The 16,289-nt window shown below is 64.1% G+C and carries 15 protein-coding genes; 3 read left to right on the top strand and 12 right to left on the bottom strand.

Annotated features, from left to right (window positions below):
- Window positions 1-4 precede the first annotated feature (4 nt).
- From RQH86_RS04595 to RQH86_RS04605, 3 genes are all read right to left on the bottom strand, one after another.
- Entirely contained in the window at window positions 5-1,174 is a 1,170-nt protein-coding gene (locus RQH86_RS04595; protein ID WP_311238891.1) for a nitrate/nitrite transporter, read from the bottom strand.
- Between the two features lie 824 nt (window positions 1,175-1,998).
- On the bottom strand, window positions 1,999-3,078 hold the full coding sequence (locus tag RQH86_RS04600) for a CmpA/NrtA family ABC transporter substrate-binding protein (RefSeq protein WP_311238865.1): 1,080 nt from the start codon (window positions 3,076-3,078) through the stop codon (window positions 1,999-2,001).
- A 4-nt stretch (window positions 3,079-3,082) separates the two neighbouring features.
- Complete coding sequence (locus RQH86_RS04605; protein ID WP_055854586.1) at window positions 3,083-3,655, bottom strand: ANTAR domain-containing protein; 573 nt, start codon at window positions 3,653-3,655, stop codon at window positions 3,083-3,085.
- An 84-nt stretch (window positions 3,656-3,739) separates the two neighbouring features.
- Here RQH86_RS04605 and RQH86_RS04610 point away from each other — a divergent pair, with 84 nt between their 5' ends.
- Complete coding sequence (locus RQH86_RS04610; protein ID WP_311238890.1) at window positions 3,740-4,744, top strand: NAD(P)-dependent oxidoreductase; 1,005 nt, start codon at window positions 3,740-3,742, stop codon at window positions 4,742-4,744.
- A gap of 267 nt (window positions 4,745-5,011) precedes the next feature.
- On the opposite strand, the gene RQH86_RS04615 is transcribed toward RQH86_RS04610, so the two are convergent.
- The 5 genes from RQH86_RS04615 to RQH86_RS04635 all read right to left on the bottom strand — a co-directional run bounded on the left by RQH86_RS04615 (window position 5,012) and on the right by RQH86_RS04635 (window position 9,422).
- On the bottom strand, window positions 5,012-5,374 hold the full coding sequence (locus tag RQH86_RS04615) for a hypothetical protein (protein WP_311238864.1): 363 nt from the start codon (window positions 5,372-5,374) through the stop codon (window positions 5,012-5,014).
- Window positions 5,358-5,927: a molybdenum cofactor guanylyltransferase gene (locus RQH86_RS04620; protein WP_311238863.1), complete on the bottom strand. Its 570-nt coding sequence runs from the start codon at window positions 5,925-5,927 to the stop codon at window positions 5,358-5,360. Before RQH86_RS04620 ends, RQH86_RS04615 begins: the two co-directional genes overlap by 17 nt.
- 37 nt (window positions 5,928-5,964) lie before the next feature.
- A complete protein-coding gene (locus RQH86_RS04625) occupies window positions 5,965-7,218 on the bottom strand; it encodes a molybdopterin molybdotransferase MoeA (RefSeq protein WP_311238862.1) in 1,254 nt (417 codons plus the stop codon).
- Window positions 7,219-7,701: 483 nt separating this feature from the next.
- On the bottom strand, window positions 7,702-8,745 hold the full coding sequence (gene xth / locus RQH86_RS04630) for an exodeoxyribonuclease III (RefSeq protein ID WP_311238861.1): 1,044 nt from the start codon (window positions 8,743-8,745) through the stop codon (window positions 7,702-7,704).
- A gap of 461 nt (window positions 8,746-9,206) precedes the next feature.
- Window positions 9,207-9,422, bottom strand: coding sequence for a hypothetical protein (locus tag RQH86_RS04635; RefSeq protein ID WP_311238860.1), 216 nt, complete (start codon window positions 9,420-9,422; stop codon window positions 9,207-9,209).
- 359 nt (window positions 9,423-9,781) lie between these two features.
- Here RQH86_RS04635 and RQH86_RS04640 point away from each other — a divergent pair, with 359 nt between their 5' ends.
- Both RQH86_RS04640 and moeB read left to right on the top strand, forming a co-directional pair.
- Window positions 9,782-10,051: a hypothetical protein gene (locus RQH86_RS04640; protein WP_311238859.1), complete on the top strand. Its 270-nt coding sequence runs from the start codon at window positions 9,782-9,784 to the stop codon at window positions 10,049-10,051.
- Window positions 10,038-11,180 carry a molybdopterin-synthase adenylyltransferase MoeB gene (moeB, locus tag RQH86_RS04645; RefSeq protein ID WP_311238858.1) on the top strand — a complete coding sequence of 381 codons (1,143 nt, stop codon included), beginning with the start codon at window positions 10,038-10,040 and terminating at the stop codon, window positions 11,178-11,180. The genes RQH86_RS04640 and moeB overlap by 14 nt, the downstream gene beginning before the upstream one ends.
- Before the next feature lie 401 nt (window positions 11,181-11,581).
- Here the strand turns inward: moeB and glp are convergent, their stop codons facing one another.
- The 4 genes from glp to RQH86_RS04665 all read right to left on the bottom strand — a co-directional run bounded on the left by glp (window position 11,582) and on the right by RQH86_RS04665 (window position 16,229).
- On the bottom strand, window positions 11,582-12,802 hold the full coding sequence (gene glp, locus RQH86_RS04650; protein WP_311238857.1) for a gephyrin-like molybdotransferase Glp: 1,221 nt from the start codon (window positions 12,800-12,802) through the stop codon (window positions 11,582-11,584).
- Window positions 12,803-12,965: 163 nt separating this feature from the next.
- Window positions 12,966-14,363, bottom strand: a complete 1,398-nt coding sequence (gene der / locus RQH86_RS04655; RefSeq protein ID WP_311238856.1) for a ribosome biogenesis GTPase Der — start codon at window positions 14,361-14,363, stop codon at window positions 12,966-12,968.
- Between the two features lie 10 nt (window positions 14,364-14,373).
- Window positions 14,374-15,591: an outer membrane protein assembly factor BamB gene (gene bamB, locus RQH86_RS04660; RefSeq protein WP_311238855.1), complete on the bottom strand. Its 1,218-nt coding sequence runs from the start codon at window positions 15,589-15,591 to the stop codon at window positions 14,374-14,376.
- Window positions 15,591-16,229 (bottom strand): tetratricopeptide repeat protein, encoded by a 639-nt coding sequence (locus tag RQH86_RS04665; RefSeq protein ID WP_311238854.1) that lies wholly within the window; start codon window positions 16,227-16,229, stop codon window positions 15,591-15,593. The genes bamB and RQH86_RS04665 overlap by 1 nt, the downstream gene beginning before the upstream one ends.
- Window positions 16,230-16,289 lie beyond the last annotated feature (60 nt).

The following is a 16,289-nucleotide window of genomic DNA, read 5'->3' on the forward strand; positions in this document are numbered from 1 at the left end:
CATGTCAGACGCGCGCCGCGCCGGCGGTAGACCATTCGCTGCGCCACTGGGTCTTGACCCCGGCCAGCAGTGCCCAGCCACCCAGAGCGAAAGCGGCGAACAGCCACATGCCTAATGCATAACTGCCGGTGTGTTGCTTGAGCACACCCAGGCTCGCGGCCAGCGCAAACCCGCCGATGCCGCCGGCCATGCCGATCAAGCCGGTCATCACCCCGATGTCCTGGCCAAATCGCTGCGGCACCAGCTGAAAAACAGCGCCATTGCCAGCACCAAGGCACAGCAAGGTCAGTACGAACAACGCCAGCGTGAGCGTGGCCCCACCCGCACCGAACCCGGCAATGCCCACCAGCACGGCCACCAGCAGATACACCGTCAACAAGGCACGTGTGCCGCCGACGCGATCGGCAATCACGCCGCCGAGCGGGCGCATCACCGAACCGGCTAGCACGCAGGCCGCAGTCGCCCACCCGGCAGTGCGCGCATCGAAGCCGAACTGGTCATGGAAGTAGCCCGGCAACGCGCTCGCAAAGCCGGAAAACCCGCCAAAGGTGATCGCGTAGAAAAACATGAAGCGCCATGCATCGCGGTTGCCCACCAGCACGCGGCCGTAGTCGGCCCATTGCTTTCGTGCGACCGGTGTTGGCGCTTCCTTGGCAATCGACGCAAACACGATCAGCGTCAGCACCAAGGGGATGCACGCCAGTCCAAATACGTTTTGATAGCCGAATGCGGCGGCCAGCATCGGCGCGAACAACGCGGCCAGCACCGTGCCGGAATTGCCTGCACCGGCAATGCCCATCGCAGTGCCCTGATGCTCGGGCGGATACCAGCGCGATGCCAGCGGCAATGCCACTGCAAACGAGGCGCCGGCAATGCCGAGCAGCACACCCAATATCAACACCTGCCCCATGCTGTTGACGCCCAGTTGCCAGGCACCGAACAACGCGGCGATGACGGCGAGCTGCGCGAGTAAGCCGGCACGCTTTGCACCGACGCGATCGGCAAACATGCCCAGCACCAGGCGCAGCACTGCGCCGCACAGGATAGGCACCGCCACCATCAAGGCGCGCTGCTGCGTATCCAATCCCAGCGCCTGCGCAATCGGCACCTGCAACGGCCCGAGCAGATACCACACCATGAAGCTCAGGTCGAAATACAGGAAGGATGCGAACAAGGTGGGCGTGTGCCCGGATCGCCAGAACGAGCGCTGCATAGAGACCTCTTCGAATGCGATGGCCAAAAAAAAACGGCGCCCCTCCGGTAAACCGGAAGGACGCCGTTGTCCTGGATGCGTGCGGATCGCCGTTGAACCGCTGCACCGTGTACGTGTTTGTTGCAGGCACGCCGTTGTACCTGCACGTGACTGCCAAGCAATCAACGTGCCAACTTTTTCATCACCGCGTCACATTGCTGCAAGCCATTGAAAAATTGACGTTTCATTGAGTTTCGCGAGAATGCTTCGCGGCTTTCTGGTGGGCCGATGCGGCTCGCCACTCCCGTCTTTCGTGCGGCTACGCACCAATAGCGTGCGCCGGCCATCCAGGTTGCTACCTAGGCAAGATCAACATGCTGCACGCATCGTCTGCGCCGCAGCGAAGCCGTGGACCTGTAGCCCTGCAAAGAATGCATCTGCGCTATCCGACCACTGTGGTGCAGAAGATGTGTCGATTCGTCACATCCTTGTAAATTCAGGCAAGTGCTGTGTGCGTCGAGGGCGCGGTGCCCTCACCGCTCGCGGGACACGCCGTGAATCCGTCCGTGGAGACTCGGTGGCGGCATCCATGCCGCCACACGGTCCCGCGAGCGGCAAGGACACCACGCCAGACCGTTGGTCGGTCGCTGTATTGAAGAACAACACACCAAACCTCTGCCCTGGTCCTTGCGCGCTTACCGTCGCGGGCCCTTATGCGGCGTGGATGCCGCATAAGGGCCTCCCCGGAAGGATGCACGGCGTGTCCCGCGATGGTGGGCGGGTAAGGGCCCTGCAAGAAAACCGTGTCAGTCGCCTATGGGTGTATCGAACAACCGATTGCGCCGATGATCGCCATCCGGCACAGCCACCCCCACGCGGGCCGCAGCACGGCGATAGTTGTCCAAGCGATGGATGTCGCGCAGCCGCGCGATATCGTCGTCCTGGATGTCGTGCCATCCCCAGCGCTGGAACTGGCGCAGGAACCACTCGCCATCCGATAGCCACGGCATGTTCACCGTGCCGTGGCGATGGAACGCCAGCGCAGTGGCATCGCGCGCTAGACCATCGGCATCTGCATCAGCATCCAGGCACGCTGCCAGATGCGCCGCCGACACCCCGATATGCTGCGGCTCCGCCAACCACTGCGCGCAGTGCGCGCGGTTGTCCGCGGAGGCATCCAGCCAGCGGCACGCTTCCAGCACGCAGGCGGTCAATTGCTCGGTCAGCTCCGGCTGCAGGGCGGCAAACTCACGCCGGCAGGCCAGTACCTTTTCGGGATGACCGGGCCACAGTTGACCGCTGCGGATCACCCGCGCGCCGCTGCCCTGCGCCTGCGCCACGGCCGCCCAGGGCTCCCCGGAGCAGTAGCCATCGATCAATCCACTGGCCAGTGCATCGGGCATCTGCGGCGGTGGAATGCTGAGCACATCGACATCGCGCATCGGGTCCACGCCGCCCGCGGCCAACCAGTAATACAGCCATAACGCGTGCGTGCCGGTGGGAAAGGTCTGCGCAAACACCGCGCGTCGTCCCAGGTTTTTCAGTACCTGCGGCAGCGCCTGGCCGTCGACAAGCGCCTGCGCCAATGCCGGCGCCATGGTGATCGCCTGACCGTTGTGGTTGAGCGTCATCAGCAACGCCATCGGGCACTGCGGCCCGGCAACGCCCAAATCGATGGCATACACCAGGCTGGCCAGCGCATGCGCTGCGTCCACCTCGCCCGCCAGCAGACGGTCGCGCACGCCGGCCCAGGAGGCCTGCCGGTGCAGGTCCAGCTGCAGGCCGTGCACGCGATCCAGGCCCAGCCGGTGTGCGGCAATCAACGGCGCGCAGTCGATCAGCGGCATGTAGGCCACGCGCAATATGGGGAGATCGGCTTGGCTCATCTGTTCATCCCAACAACTCGGCCATGGCCACGATGCGTCGCGCCACTTCGGCCAGCTTGACGCCCTGCTTCATCGCCTGCTGGCGCAGCGCGGCGTACGCATCGGCCTCGCTGAGGCCACGTTTTTCCATCAGCAGACCCTTGGCGCGGTCGATCTGTTTGCGGTCCTGCAAGGCCTGCTGCACATCGTCCAGGCGTTTGCGCATGCTGCTTTCGTGCGCAAACCGGGCCAGCGCCACCTGCACGATCGGCGCCAGCCGCGCCGGCGCCAGGCCATCCACCACATACGCGGTGACACCTGCGCCTACCGCCGCGTGGATCAGCGCGTCGTCGCCATCGCCGGAAAACATCACCACCGGGCGCGGCGCATGGGTGTGCAGCATCGACAACTGCTCCAACGTGTCGCGCGACGGCGAATCCACGTCGATCACCACCACATCCGGCTGCTGGCTCTGCACCGCATGCAGCAACGCACCGACCGATGCCACATCGTCGAGCACCGTGTAGCCGGCGCGCGTCAACGCCTGGCGCAGTTCGCCAATGGGCTTTTCGGTATCGTTGACCAGCAAAACACGCATTGGCGGCGGCGAGGCGTGTGGACGTGACCCGATGGTGCCATGCAACATGCCGTTGGTGCGAGTCATCATTTTGGAGTGGGCCTGATGCCGTTGTTCCCGTTGTTCGCAAATCTGCAGGGGCGTGCCGTGCTGGTGATAGGCGGTGGCGAGGTCGCCACGCGCAAGGTGCTCGCGCTGCTCAAGGCAGGCGCGCAGATCCGCCTGTATGCGCACGCGCTGTCGCCCGAGCTTGCGGAACTGATGCAGGCCGGGCGCTTCGAGCAGCTGGGCGGGGAGTTCGATCCGGCCTGGATCGACACGGTCTGGCTGGTGGTCGCGGCCACCGACGACACCGACTTGAACCAACGCGTCGCTGCGGCCGCGGGGGCGCGTCAGCGGCTGGTCAACGTGGTGGATGATGCCGAGCTGTCCACGTACCAGGTGCCGGCGATCGTGGATCGCGACCCGCTGGTCATCGCCATTTCATCGGCCGGTGCGGCGCCGATGCTGGCACGCCGCCTGCGCGAGCGGCTTGAGCGCGAGCTGGATGCATCGGTGGGCCGCTTTGCTGGTTTGTTTGCGCGCCATCGCGAGCGTATCCGCAGCCAATTTCCCGACATGAACCGGCGCAGGCGTTGGTTCGATCGCGTGATCGATGGGCAGGTGCCGTTGCTGCTGCAGGCCGGCGAGGATGCCGCAGCCGAAGCTGCGTTCAACGCGGCATTGGACGACGCTGACACCGTCCCGGCGCGCGGCAGCGTGCAGCTGGTCGGCACCGGCCCCGGCGATCCAGGGCTGCTGACCTTGAAGGCGTTGCGTGCAATGAATCTGGCCGATGTGCTGCTTATTGGCGCGGACGTGCCCGACGCGATCCTCGAGCTGGCACGCCGCGACGCCTCGCGGCGCGCACTGCCGCCCGAGCCTCAGGCACAGCACGCATTGCTGCTGGAACTGGCAAGCGAAGGCCTGCATGTCGTCGCGCTGCGCAGCGGTACCGGCTACTGCCCTACGGCAGCAGCAACGATCGAAGCCGCACTGCAGGAACGCGGACTGGCCTGCGAGCGCGTACCAGGCATTTGCACCGAACGGTGCAAGCGGCTCACGCCGTGACCAAGAGCGGTTAACAGGAACGTCTACGCAGCACCCAAGCGGCGCGGTCGGTGCTCGGAGTGCGTATGTATCTCTACATGCACTCAGCTTCCGGTGTGCCGTCCCCACTCGCCTGACGACTGCTCACCACATTTTTAGCCGCTTCAATTCGCAAGCAGACTGCGGCCGTGTCGGTGCTGGGCAGACCGCAGGACGAGCGCTTACCGCATTCTGTCCCTGTGTCGGCCCATCACGCGCATGCAGCAACGGCGCATATAAGACGTCAACTCACTCCTTCGGAAACCGCTTGCGCGCACTGTCGCGCACATCGATATCGAAGGTCACGTGCAACGCCATGTGTTCTGCATGCCCGGCGCCCGCATCGAAACTGAAGCTCAATCCCTCGCGGCTCGGAAGTTGGCGGGCGTGTTGTTCCAAAGCGTCGCGCGGCACCAGCAATTGCCAGTGATCGGTGGCGCAATTGCATGCAGCGTGACCGCCGGTCAGGCTGACGCTATGCCGCACCAACCGCGCGCCCTGCCCGCTTGGCAAGCGGCTGAGATTGTCGACGCTGCGCCCGGCAAGCAAAACAGCCAGTTCGTCTTCGTCGATACGGAACCGCACGTTCTGACCTTCAATCTGGATTTTCATGAATGAGCTGACTCCACTGCTCGGGCGTATTGCAATTGACGAACGCGGCGCGTTCGCTGTCTGTGACAGCCACGCGATGGCACTGCAGTGAACGTTGCAGGGCGCGCAGCGAGCGTGACGAGGCCGCACCGTGCATCAACGTCGACAACGCTTCACGCACAGTGGCGTCGATGCATAGGCGCATCGGCAACATCTGCTCGTCGAAAGTGACACAGCGCTGCTGCGCGGGTGTCAGTAGCCGCGCGATCAACTGCGTGGACAGCAGCGGCATATCCACCGGCACCACCACCAGCGTGGTCAGATCGGCGACCTGATCGATCACGCTGACCAACCCGCCGAGCGGCCCCAGATCCGGATGCGTGTCGGCGATGCCGTCATAGTCCGGGCGCTGGCCGCTGATCAGCACATCCTGCGCACCCGCATCGCGCAGCAGCGCCTGCATCTGCACAATCAATGGACGCCCGCGCCAAAGCAGCATGGCCTTGTCCTGCCCCATCCGCGACGAGCGGCCGCCGGCCAGCACCACACCGGTCCATGGAGATGCGGCGCTCATGCCGTGCACGCGCCTGTCGTGCGGTCCGCATGCCGGCTCATGCCATCAACACCGGTGCTGCCGGCTGCAGATGGCCCAGCCCGAACACCTCCGCGGTCGTATGTGGCGCAGCTGCGTCGTCCTGCGGCTCCAGCACCGCCCAGACATTGGCCTGCAGCAAGGGCGCCACCCGGAACGATTCCTGCTGCGGCAGGATCTGCACACACAGCGCGCCCAGCGCGTTGCAGTACAAACGCGCACGCAGATACTGGCGCCAGATCGGCCGCGCTTGCAGCGGCGTCTCCAATTCCACGCGCAGGCCGCGCTCGTCCGGCATGCCCAGTAATCCGCGCAAGGCCGGTTCGACAAAAAACCGGAGCCCGGCCGCGCTGGCCATTGGATTGCCCGGCAAGCCCACGTATAACACGCCGTCGGCAAACCGTGCCAGCAACACCGGCTTGCCCGGTCGCACGGCGACCTTGTGAAACAGCAGGCACGCTGCGTGCCGTGCCAGTGCATCGGGCACAAAGTCATAGCGACCACGCGACACCGCACCCGTACTCAAGATCACGTCGGCGCCAGCGTTGCGCGCCTGTGCAAGTGCGGCGTCGAACGCCGCATCGTCGTCACCCACCTGCCCTTGCCACACCAACTCCGCGCCCGCTGCGTGCACCTGGCTGCGCAGATAGCTGCTGGTGCCATCGCGGATCTGTCCGGGTTGCAGCGGTTGCGTGGGGTCGCTGATCAACTCGCGGCCGGTCGCGATCAGCGCAACCCGTGGTCGCCGCACGACCCGAACTTGCGCGCATCCCAGACCGGCCAGCAACATCAAATGCGCACCACGCAGCACGGTACCCGCAGCGATCACGACATCATCCAGCCGCACATCTTCCCCACGGCAGCGGATGTGCTGCCCCGCGCGTGCATCGGCACGCAGCCGGATGCGGCTGGGGCGTGCGTCGTGGTACGCAAGAACATCTACCTGCTCGATCGGCACCACCGCATCGGCATGCGCAGGTACGCCAGCGCCGGTCATGATCTCCCACGCCGCACCCAACTCCGCCGCACCGGCATCTGTCCCTGCTGCGACCGTGCCCGCTACCACATGCTCGCTGCCTGCTGCAGCACCAAGCCCCTGTGTGGCGATGGCAAACCCATCCATGGCGCTGTTATCGAATGGTGGCAGCTCGGCCGGGCTCGACAACGCCTGCGCAAGTACACGGCCCTCGGCATCGGCGCTGTCCACCCACTCGCTGGCTAGCGTGGCGACCTGCTGGTGCACGATGGCAAGTGCTTCGGCGTAGCTGATCATGAGCAATGCGATGCCGACCGGTGGATGACCTGGCTAGGATACCGGCCTGCAGCGTGGCCGGTACAGCGTGGGCAGTGGCGTTCTGGTAGCGCCATAACCTGGGCGCCGCGATCGAGCTGCCTCTATAGCGCGCTGGTTGGTAATCCTGCGTCTATCCTCAGCAATGTCTTGGTCCTGCTGACCGTAAGCACCGGTGATGTGCCGCAGCGGATCAAACATCGTCGGCTGGACGGAATGACTGAGGAGTGGCTGGCGGAGCCTCTGAGTGTCGACTGCACAAACAGGCATCGACTGAAGGATCAACGCACGTGCAGTGCATGATCTGCAGTGCAGTTCCAACTGGAGTACAGCGCAATGTCAAAGAAGGATGCTGAAGCCGCATCTCCGTACCCCATGCTCATTCGCAGGCGTCGTAGCGCGACGGCATGATTGACTTAGCACAGCAACCAGCTGGTAACTGGACGCATGGCGTAGCCGTTTCCGTTACGTCTTGCCAACCGTATGCACAGCCTTCTTCGCTGCTGCTTTGCCAGCGTTTGCGGAACTGCCTGCCGGCGTGCGCGTTGCATTTTTCTTTTTCGCCACCGCTACCGTAGCGGACTGCTTCGCAGCGCGCTTTGAACCGCTTTTCGCCGCGGTCTTTGCTGCCGGTTTGCGCACTGGCGTTTTTTTCGTCGCCCCACGTTTGCGCGTCGTCGATGCGGTTTCATCGCTCGCCATGGTCTCGGCGATCGCGTCCGGTACCCGCACGCTGATCCAGGTAGGCGCGTGATCGCTGGCCTTTTCCAGGGCCCGCACCCATCTGTCTACGCCCGCATCCTGCAAGCCGGCCGCCAATGCGCGATTGAGCAGTAGATGATCGATACGCAGCCCGCGATCACGCGCAAAATGCTGGCGAAAATAATCCCAGAACGTATAGATCGGCGCATCGCCATGCACCGCCAGCAGACTATCGGTCCAGCCCTGCTCCAGCAGCGCCTGGTACGCCTGCCGGCTTTCCGGTTGCAGCAATGCATCCTTGCGCCAGCCCTTGGGGTCGTAGATGTCCGCATCGGTCGGCACGACGTTGAAGTCGCCGATCAAGGCCACCGGATGCGGCAACTCCACCAACGTCTTCGCATGCCGGATAAGACGCTGAAACCAAGCCAGCTTGTAATCGAACTTCGGACCAGGCTGCGGGTTGCCGTTGGGCAAATACAGACACGCCACCACCACCCCATGAATCGCCGCTTCCAGATAGCGACTCTGGGTGTCGCTCGGGTCCCAGGGCAGGCCACGGCGAATCTCGACAGGGTCGGCGCCGCGCGCCAACAAGGCAACGCCATTCCAGGCGCGCTGTCCCTGCCAGATCACACCGTAGCCAGCATCGCGAACCGCCTGCTCCGGAAACGCCTCTTGTGTGGCTTTCAACTCCTGCAGACCCACAATATCCGGCTGCTCGCGCGTGAGCCATTCCAGCAGGTGCGGCAACCGGCTGGCGATTCCGTTGACGTTGAAGGTGGCGATCTTGCGTGTGGTGCTTGCCATGGAAATGCCCGCTTGTTGCGCGCTCGATGAAATCGCAGCATGGCGGCGGTCACATGAAGGCGATGCCCAAGCGAGGTGAAGCTGCCGCGCAGGCATGCACGGGCGCACACGCCTCGCCGCACGCGCCCGACCATGACAGGCGAGGCATCAAGCCAGGCGTGCAAGAAGGTGCCAGTTTCGCCTCCACCGGTCTGCTACCACGCCTGGAAGACCGGCGTTTGGCGATGCGGTCGCACACACAACCATACGATGCCCCCGCACGCACCACGCAACGCACCGCGCTTCACCGAGTCGAAACCGGATACGTGCATCACGAACAAGCAGCAGCATGAAGACGAAACCAGCGCCGAGGCAGTACTGACGCAGCGCCGCTTTCAATCACGCAAGACATGCACATCGATCGATAGGTCGCACCACCTCATGCGTTATCGCCCGCGATTGGCAACCGAGCAGCGACGATTTCACGCCCCAGGGTCTGCTGGTCCCAGCTGATTGGCGGCCAGAATTTCATCGACCCGTTTGGCAATCTGCGCGGCCTCTTCCTGCGACTGGGCAGCAGCAGTAATTTTTTCGGCACGTGCGTGGAACACGTCCCAAAAATCGTCCGGATGCTGGCTGCGAATCTCGGGCAAGTGTTCTGCCAGCTGTTTCAACTGCGCATCGATATCGGGTGTCATCGAGATCTCCTTCTGTAGCCAAACGCGGCTGATAAGACGTGGCGAAGAATGCTCAGGTGGATTCGGACGGCGCACAACTTGCGCGTTGACGCGAACACGCAGATTCCAGAGACCGTCCGCATCTGTCTGACGAACATCCAACGCAAGACCATTTCGCTACGCTACCGCCGCCTGGGTGAGCCTGATGACAATGCAGCACGCCACGTCATCGGCAGAAACGAAAATCCGCAGTGCTACGGACGTACCAGCGCTGCAATCTCGCGCGGGAAATCTGCGCGTTGGCAATCCAGGCAGTGATTGGCCCTGGTTCCTAGTAACTTGCGCGCTCCGGCCAACAGCGTCGGGTTGTTGTTGAGCTCGTGATTGAACGCAAGGTCCAGCCACTTCGCGATGCTGATCGATCTGCTCTAGTTGATCGTCGGAAGCGTGCCGCAGAATTTCTGCGCCAGGTGCGGGCCACACCTGAAGAAGACTTCGTACAGTCATCGCCAAGATGGCGTTGTAAAGGGTTCTTCGACATCGCGCTCGAAGGCCAGAGGATCGGCCTGGGTACGCTCGATTCCCGCCGCCAGCCGCTGCACATCAAACCCCTGATGTTTGCGCGACAATGGCGCCATGAGCAGCCATGACCTCTCCCCCGCCGATGCGCGTGCACGCGCCCTGCAAGGTGCCTTATTGATCGATATCCGGCACCTGCATGAGCGCGCCAGCGGCCAGGCCGAAGGTGCGTTGGCGATTGCGCAACACGATCTTGAAACTGCCCCCACCCAGCATTTGCCCGACCAAGCACGCGAAATCCTGTTGATCTGCCAGAGTGGCAAACGCTCCGCGCACACGGCCGAGGTCTTGCGTGCACAGGGATACATGCAGGTGGCATCGGTGCTGGGAGGGACCACTGCATGGCTGAGCGATGGCCTGCCGTTGGTGCGCCCGACGCTGCCGGCGGACGAGCAGGATTTTCTTGAGCGCTATTCGCGGCATCTGCGCTTGCCCCAGGTCGGCCTGCAAGGCCAGCAGCGGCTGGCACGTGCGCGCGTGCTGCTGATCGGCGCTGGCGGGCTGGGCTCGCCGGCTGCGTTTTATCTCGCTGCCGCAGGCGTAGGCCACCTGCGCCTGGCCGACGACGATGTCGTCGACCGCAGCAATCTGCAGCGGCAGATCCTGCATACCGAAGACAGCGTCGGCACTGCCAAGGTTGACTCGGCGGTACAGCGGATCGGCGCGCTCAATCCCCGCGTGCACGTCGAGGCGGTACAGACACGCGTGACCGCCGACAACGTGGAAGCGTTGTTGCAGGATGTCGATGTGGTGGTCGATGGCGCCGACAACTTTGCGGCGCGCTATTTACTCAACGATGCCTGCGTCAAACTCGGCAAGCCACTGGTCTACGGCGCGGTGCAACAGTTCGAAGGCCAGGTGAGCGTGTTCGATGCCGGCCGCAATCGCGGGCAGGCGCCGTGCTACCGCTGCCTGTTCCCCGAGCCGCCGCCGCCGGAATTTGCGCCCAGCTGCGCGGAAGCCGGCGTACTCGGCGTGCTGCCGGGCGTGATCGGGCTGTTGCAAGCCACCGAAGCGCTCAAGTTGCTGCTTGGCATCGGCAACAGCCTGAGCGGCCGCCTGCTCAGCTTCGACGCGCTGTCGATGCGGTTTCGCGAGATCCGCCTGCCGCCGGATCCGCACTGCCCGGTGTGCGCGCCGGGTGTCGCATTTCCCGGTTATGCAGACTACGCGTCCTTTTGCGGCAGCGCAGTCGGCTGAGCGCAGCTTTTGAAGCGGCATTGCAGGTCTGCAACGTCCGATCAGCGCCTTGATCGCGCTAGCGGCGCAGATGCGCCGGCGCGACTCGGCGGCCAATCAACGTCGGTTGACGCGCTAGCGCGTTGAGCGAACCCGCCTGAAGCGCCGGCGTACCACAGCGGCTTTTGCAGCGCGGCGAAGCCAAGCGGCACACGTTCTCCGCAACGCTTACTCCTTACCCTCGCGACAGCAGTGTCGCCGCGCAGACAAGTCATTTAGAGCAGCTAGTAAAACGACGTTGTATCCACCAGGCAGGCGCAACCCGTGCTCGGAATCACTCGTACACACCGATTCTGAGCGCGCCGTCCATACCCACTTGACGACTGCTCACCACGTTGAGTGAGCGGCTCTTGGTCGTATGCCTACAACGCGTACGGAATCACCCGCACGATCTCGCCCGCCTCGAAGCGACGCGCTTGCTCCGGCAGGACGATCAGGGCATTGCTGTCGGCCGCGCCACGCAGCAGATGCGAAGCGTCGCCACGATGCGGCTGCGCGCTCAGACGTCCGTCGGTGCCACATTCCAATCGGCCGCGCAGGAATTCCAGGCGCTCGTGACGTTTTTCCCAGGGACTGGCCAGCGCGGCGTGCCACACCGGGCGCGGCTCGCTGCGTCCCTGTAACCCGTCCAGCAACGGCACACCGTAGGCGATCAACGTTGCCAGGACAGATACCGGATTACCCGGCAGCCCCAACACCAGGCAGCGCCCGATCTGCCCCAACACCGCCGGCATGCCCGGACGCATGCGCACACGCCAGAAATGGATCTGCCCCAACTCCTGGATCAGTCCCGGCAGATAATCCTTTTCGCCGGCCGACACACCGCCGCAGGTAATCACCACATCGAAGGCGGCGGCCGCATCTTCCAGCATTGTGCGGATGCGCTGCGGGTCGTCCGGCAAGGTCGGCCACGCGGTCGGCGCATAGCCCAACGCCCGCAGCTGCGCCATCAGCATGTCGCGGTTGCTGTTGTAGATCTGGCCGGGGCCAAGCGGCATGCCCGGCTCCACCAACTCATCGCCAGTGGCCAGCACCGCGATGGTCGGCCGCGGTGCCACCGCCAGTCGCGACATGCCCAGCGCCGCAGCCAGTCCGATACGTGCGGGAGTCAGCACCTGCCCGGTCTGGATTACCAGATCGCCTGCACGCACATCGCTGCCGGCCAAGCGCACCGATGCACCCGCGCTGGGTGTGGACCGGATGGTGACCACGCCGTCGCGTTCCTCGGTGTCTTCCTTGGGTACCACGGTGTCGGCCCCTGCCGGAAGCGGAGCACCGGTGGTGATGCGCAGGCATTGCCCTTCGGCCAGCGTGCCGACCCACTGCTCGCCGGCAAACTGCTCGCCGACAAGGTGTAAGCGCGTCTGCGCGCCAGCCAGATCGGCATGCCGAAATGCAAAGCCATCCATCGCACTGTTGGCGAATGGCGGCAACGCCAGTGGCGCAATCAGGTCGGCGGCAGAGATGCGGCCATCGGCACGCGCGGTGGCAATGTTTTCGTCGGGCGGACGATTAGCACCGGCGACGGCGTGCAGAATCTGCAACGCCTGCGCGTAAGCAATACGGGTGGGATAGTCGTTCATGGCATGAAGGATACCAGCGTGCCATGACTGCTCGGGGCCTACCCCGTCGGCCTGTCATGCAGATGCCGCGTGCGGGCGCATTACCCGCCGCTCGCTAGCCAACACACGCTACTGCAATCCATCGATGCCACGGCGCCGAGGCGCCATGGCATACGGCAAAGATTTACTTGCCCTTGACGTGCCGCATCAGACGCCGCTTGCGCGCAACCTGACGGTCCGAAAGCGTGTTCTTCTTGCCCTCGTACGGATTAGAGCCTTCGCGGAAGATGAAACGCACCGGCGTCCCCACCAGCTTGAAGCGCTTGCGGAAGAAGTTTTCCAAATAGCGCTTGTAGGATTCCGGCAGCACCTTCAATCGCGTGCCGTGCACGATGAACGTCGGCGGATTTGCGCCACCCGGATGCACATAGCGCAACTTGGAGACGTGGCCACGAATGCTCGGCGGCGGATTGGTTTCGTAGGCGATTTCCAGCGCCTGATTCACTTCGCTGGTGCTGAACTCATGCGTGGCCGATGCATGCGCACGATGGATCGCCTGGAACAGCTCGCGCATGCCCGAGCCATGCAGCGCGGAAATCCGTACCGCCTCGGCCCAGCTGACAAAGCCCAGCTTGCGCGACAACAGGTCTTCGGCCTGCGCACGCTGATAGTCGCTCTGTCCATCCCACTTGTTGATCGCCACGACCAGCGCACGGCCAGCGTCCAGGATTGCACCAAGAATGGTCGCGTCCTGATCGGTGACGCCTTCGCCGGCATCGAGCATCAGCACTGCGACCTGGCATTGTTCGATCGCCTGCAGCGTCTTGAACGCGCTGAATTTCTCCACCGCCTCTTCGACCTTGCCCCTGCGACGCAGGCCTGCCGTGTCGATCAAACGGTATTGGCGACCGTCGCGATCCATATCCACTGCGATCGAGTCACGCGTGGTGCCCGGCACTTCCGAGGCGATCATGCGCTCTTCGCCAAGCAGGCGATTGACCAGCGTCGACTTGCCCACGTTCGGGCGACCGACAAAGGCGATACGCACGCGTGCCGGATCGGTATCCAACAACTCGCCGGCACCTTCCGCAGGCAGTCGGGTACCGACTTCTTCGAGCAGTTCGTCGATCCCCTGCCGATGCGCAGCAGACAGCGCAACCACATCGGAGAAGCCGTAGCGCGCAAATTCCGAGCGCACGGTCTCTTCGTCGGTACCGTCGATCTTGTTGATCACCAGCACAGTCGGCCGCGCGAGCTTGCGCAACCAGGCCAGGATTTCGTCGTCCAGCGATGAGGCGCCTTCGCGGCCATCGACCACGAACAGCACCAGATCCGCCTCGCCTGCGGCAGCGCGTGCCTGACGCGCAGTCGCACCGGCCAGGCCTTCCTCGTCGCCGGCGATACCACCGGTATCGACCACGATGAAGGGGCGCTCCTCGTCGAGACGGCAGACGCCGTAGTTACGGTCGCGGGTGACGCCGGGCTGGTCATGGACCAGCGCGTCACGGGTGCGCGTCAGCGCATTGAAGATGGTGGACTTGCCGACATTGGGCCGTCCAACCAGGGCGACCAGGGGCAGCATCGCAAGGTCCTTATTGTGCCAACCGGAAGGCGGTGAGATCGCCGTCGGTGTTTTGTACCAGCAAAATGCCATCGACGACTATCGGCTGCGCCAGCAGCGTGTCGCGTCCAGCGCGAGCGCGCGCGGCCAGTGCACCATCGCTGAGTTTCAGCCAGTGCAGATAACCCTTGTAATCGCCAACCACGGCGTAATCGCCCTGGATGGCCACACCGGTCAGGGAGCGACGCGCCAAGGCAGCCTGCGACCACATCGCCGCACCGCTGCTCTTGTCCAGGCCCCACACCGAACCGGCGTTGTCGGACACCACCACCATGGCGGACGACACACCAACGCCACCGGCGCCGCCGTGATCGCGCGTCCACAGCGGACGGCCGCTCGGGCCTTCCAGCGCGAGCGTTTCGTTCTTGAAGCTGGTGGCATACAGCGTGGTGCCATCCACTACCGGTGCGCCGTCCACGTCGGACATGCGCTCCAGCTCGGTGCGACCTTCCGGCACGCCGATGGCCTGCTCCCACAACGGGCGGCCATCCTGCAGCGCCAGCGCACTCAAGGTGCCGCTATCGTTGCCGACGAACACCACGCCCGGGCCAGTCACGATCGGCGCATTGCCGCGCACCGACAGGGTCGGGCCTTCCTCGGCATGGAACCAGCGACGCTCGCCGGTCGCCGCATCGAAGGCGCTGACGCGACCGTCGTTGCTACGCACCAGTACCAGACTCTGTGCAATGGCAGGCGCGGCGATCACTTCGTTGGGTACCTTGGCGCGCCACTTTTCGGTGCCGTCGGCCTGGTTCAACGCAATCACATCGCCAGACAGCGTCCCGATCACCACCAGGCCTTCGCCAACACCGGGACCGCCGGACAGGCGCTGCTTGAACTTGCGATCGTTACGCTCTTCTTTCTTCGGCTTGTATTCCCACACGCGCTTGCCGGTCTGCAGGTCCAGCGCCTGCACGCCGCCGGTGATCGCCGAGACGTACACCTTGCCATCGGCCACGGCCGGGCGCTGACGCACACCAATGTGCCCTTCGCCCTTGCCGACGCCGGTGGACCAGATCTTGTCGACCTTGACCGACGGTTCGAACTTGACCAGCTCGGCAGGCTCCTGCGCCTTCTTGGCAGCAGCATCCTTACCGGCAAACCAGCCCTTGACCGTGCTGCAACCCGCCAACGACATACCCATCAGGGCGATCAACGCAATGCGCTTGTACATGGTGTCCTGCTTCATCAAATCTGCTCCGCCGGATCGGGCACTTTGCCGCCCACATCCATCAGCTTGGTTTCCAGCAACCGGCGCTGCGGCGAGGCCACATCCACCGTGGTCAATGCCTTGGCGTACAGCGCACGCGCCTCATCGGCCTTGCCCTGCGCGACCAGCGCGTCGGCGCGGATCTCCAGGCTGGTGTGATCCTGCGCCTCGGCCAACAGCTTGATCGCCTCGTCCGGCTTGCCGCTCTCGGTCAGCACGCGTGCCAGACGCTGCTGCACGATCTGCTTGAGCTCGCCTTGTGCAGGCACGTCGCGCAGCGTCTTGATCGCTTCGGCATTCTTGCCGGCATCAACCTGCGCCTTGGCCAGACGTAGCGCCGCCAGCTCGGCATAGATGCCGCCCTTGCCGTCGTCGAGCGCCACGATGTCCTTGGCCGCCTTGTCCAGGTCCTTGCCCTGGATCGACTTCACCACCGCCTCGTAACGCGAGTTGGCTTCGACCAATTCGGTGGTGGTGTGCTTCTGCCACCACTGCCAGCCCAGGATCAGGGCCAGACCGAGCAGGACGCCGCCCACCAGTCCCGCGCCATTCTTTCTCAACCAGGAACGAACGCGTTCGCCTTGTTCGTGTTCGTCCAGCAGATCGTCGATCGCCATGCGTACTCTCGCTCCGTCATCCCGGAGGCGCGGAACATCAAAAGGGAAAAATGAAAAACC

Source organism: Xanthomonas sp. WCS2018Noco2-27, assembly GCF_031843525.1.
In the GTDB taxonomy this organism is placed as follows: Bacteria; Pseudomonadota; Gammaproteobacteria; order Xanthomonadales; family Xanthomonadaceae; genus Xanthomonas.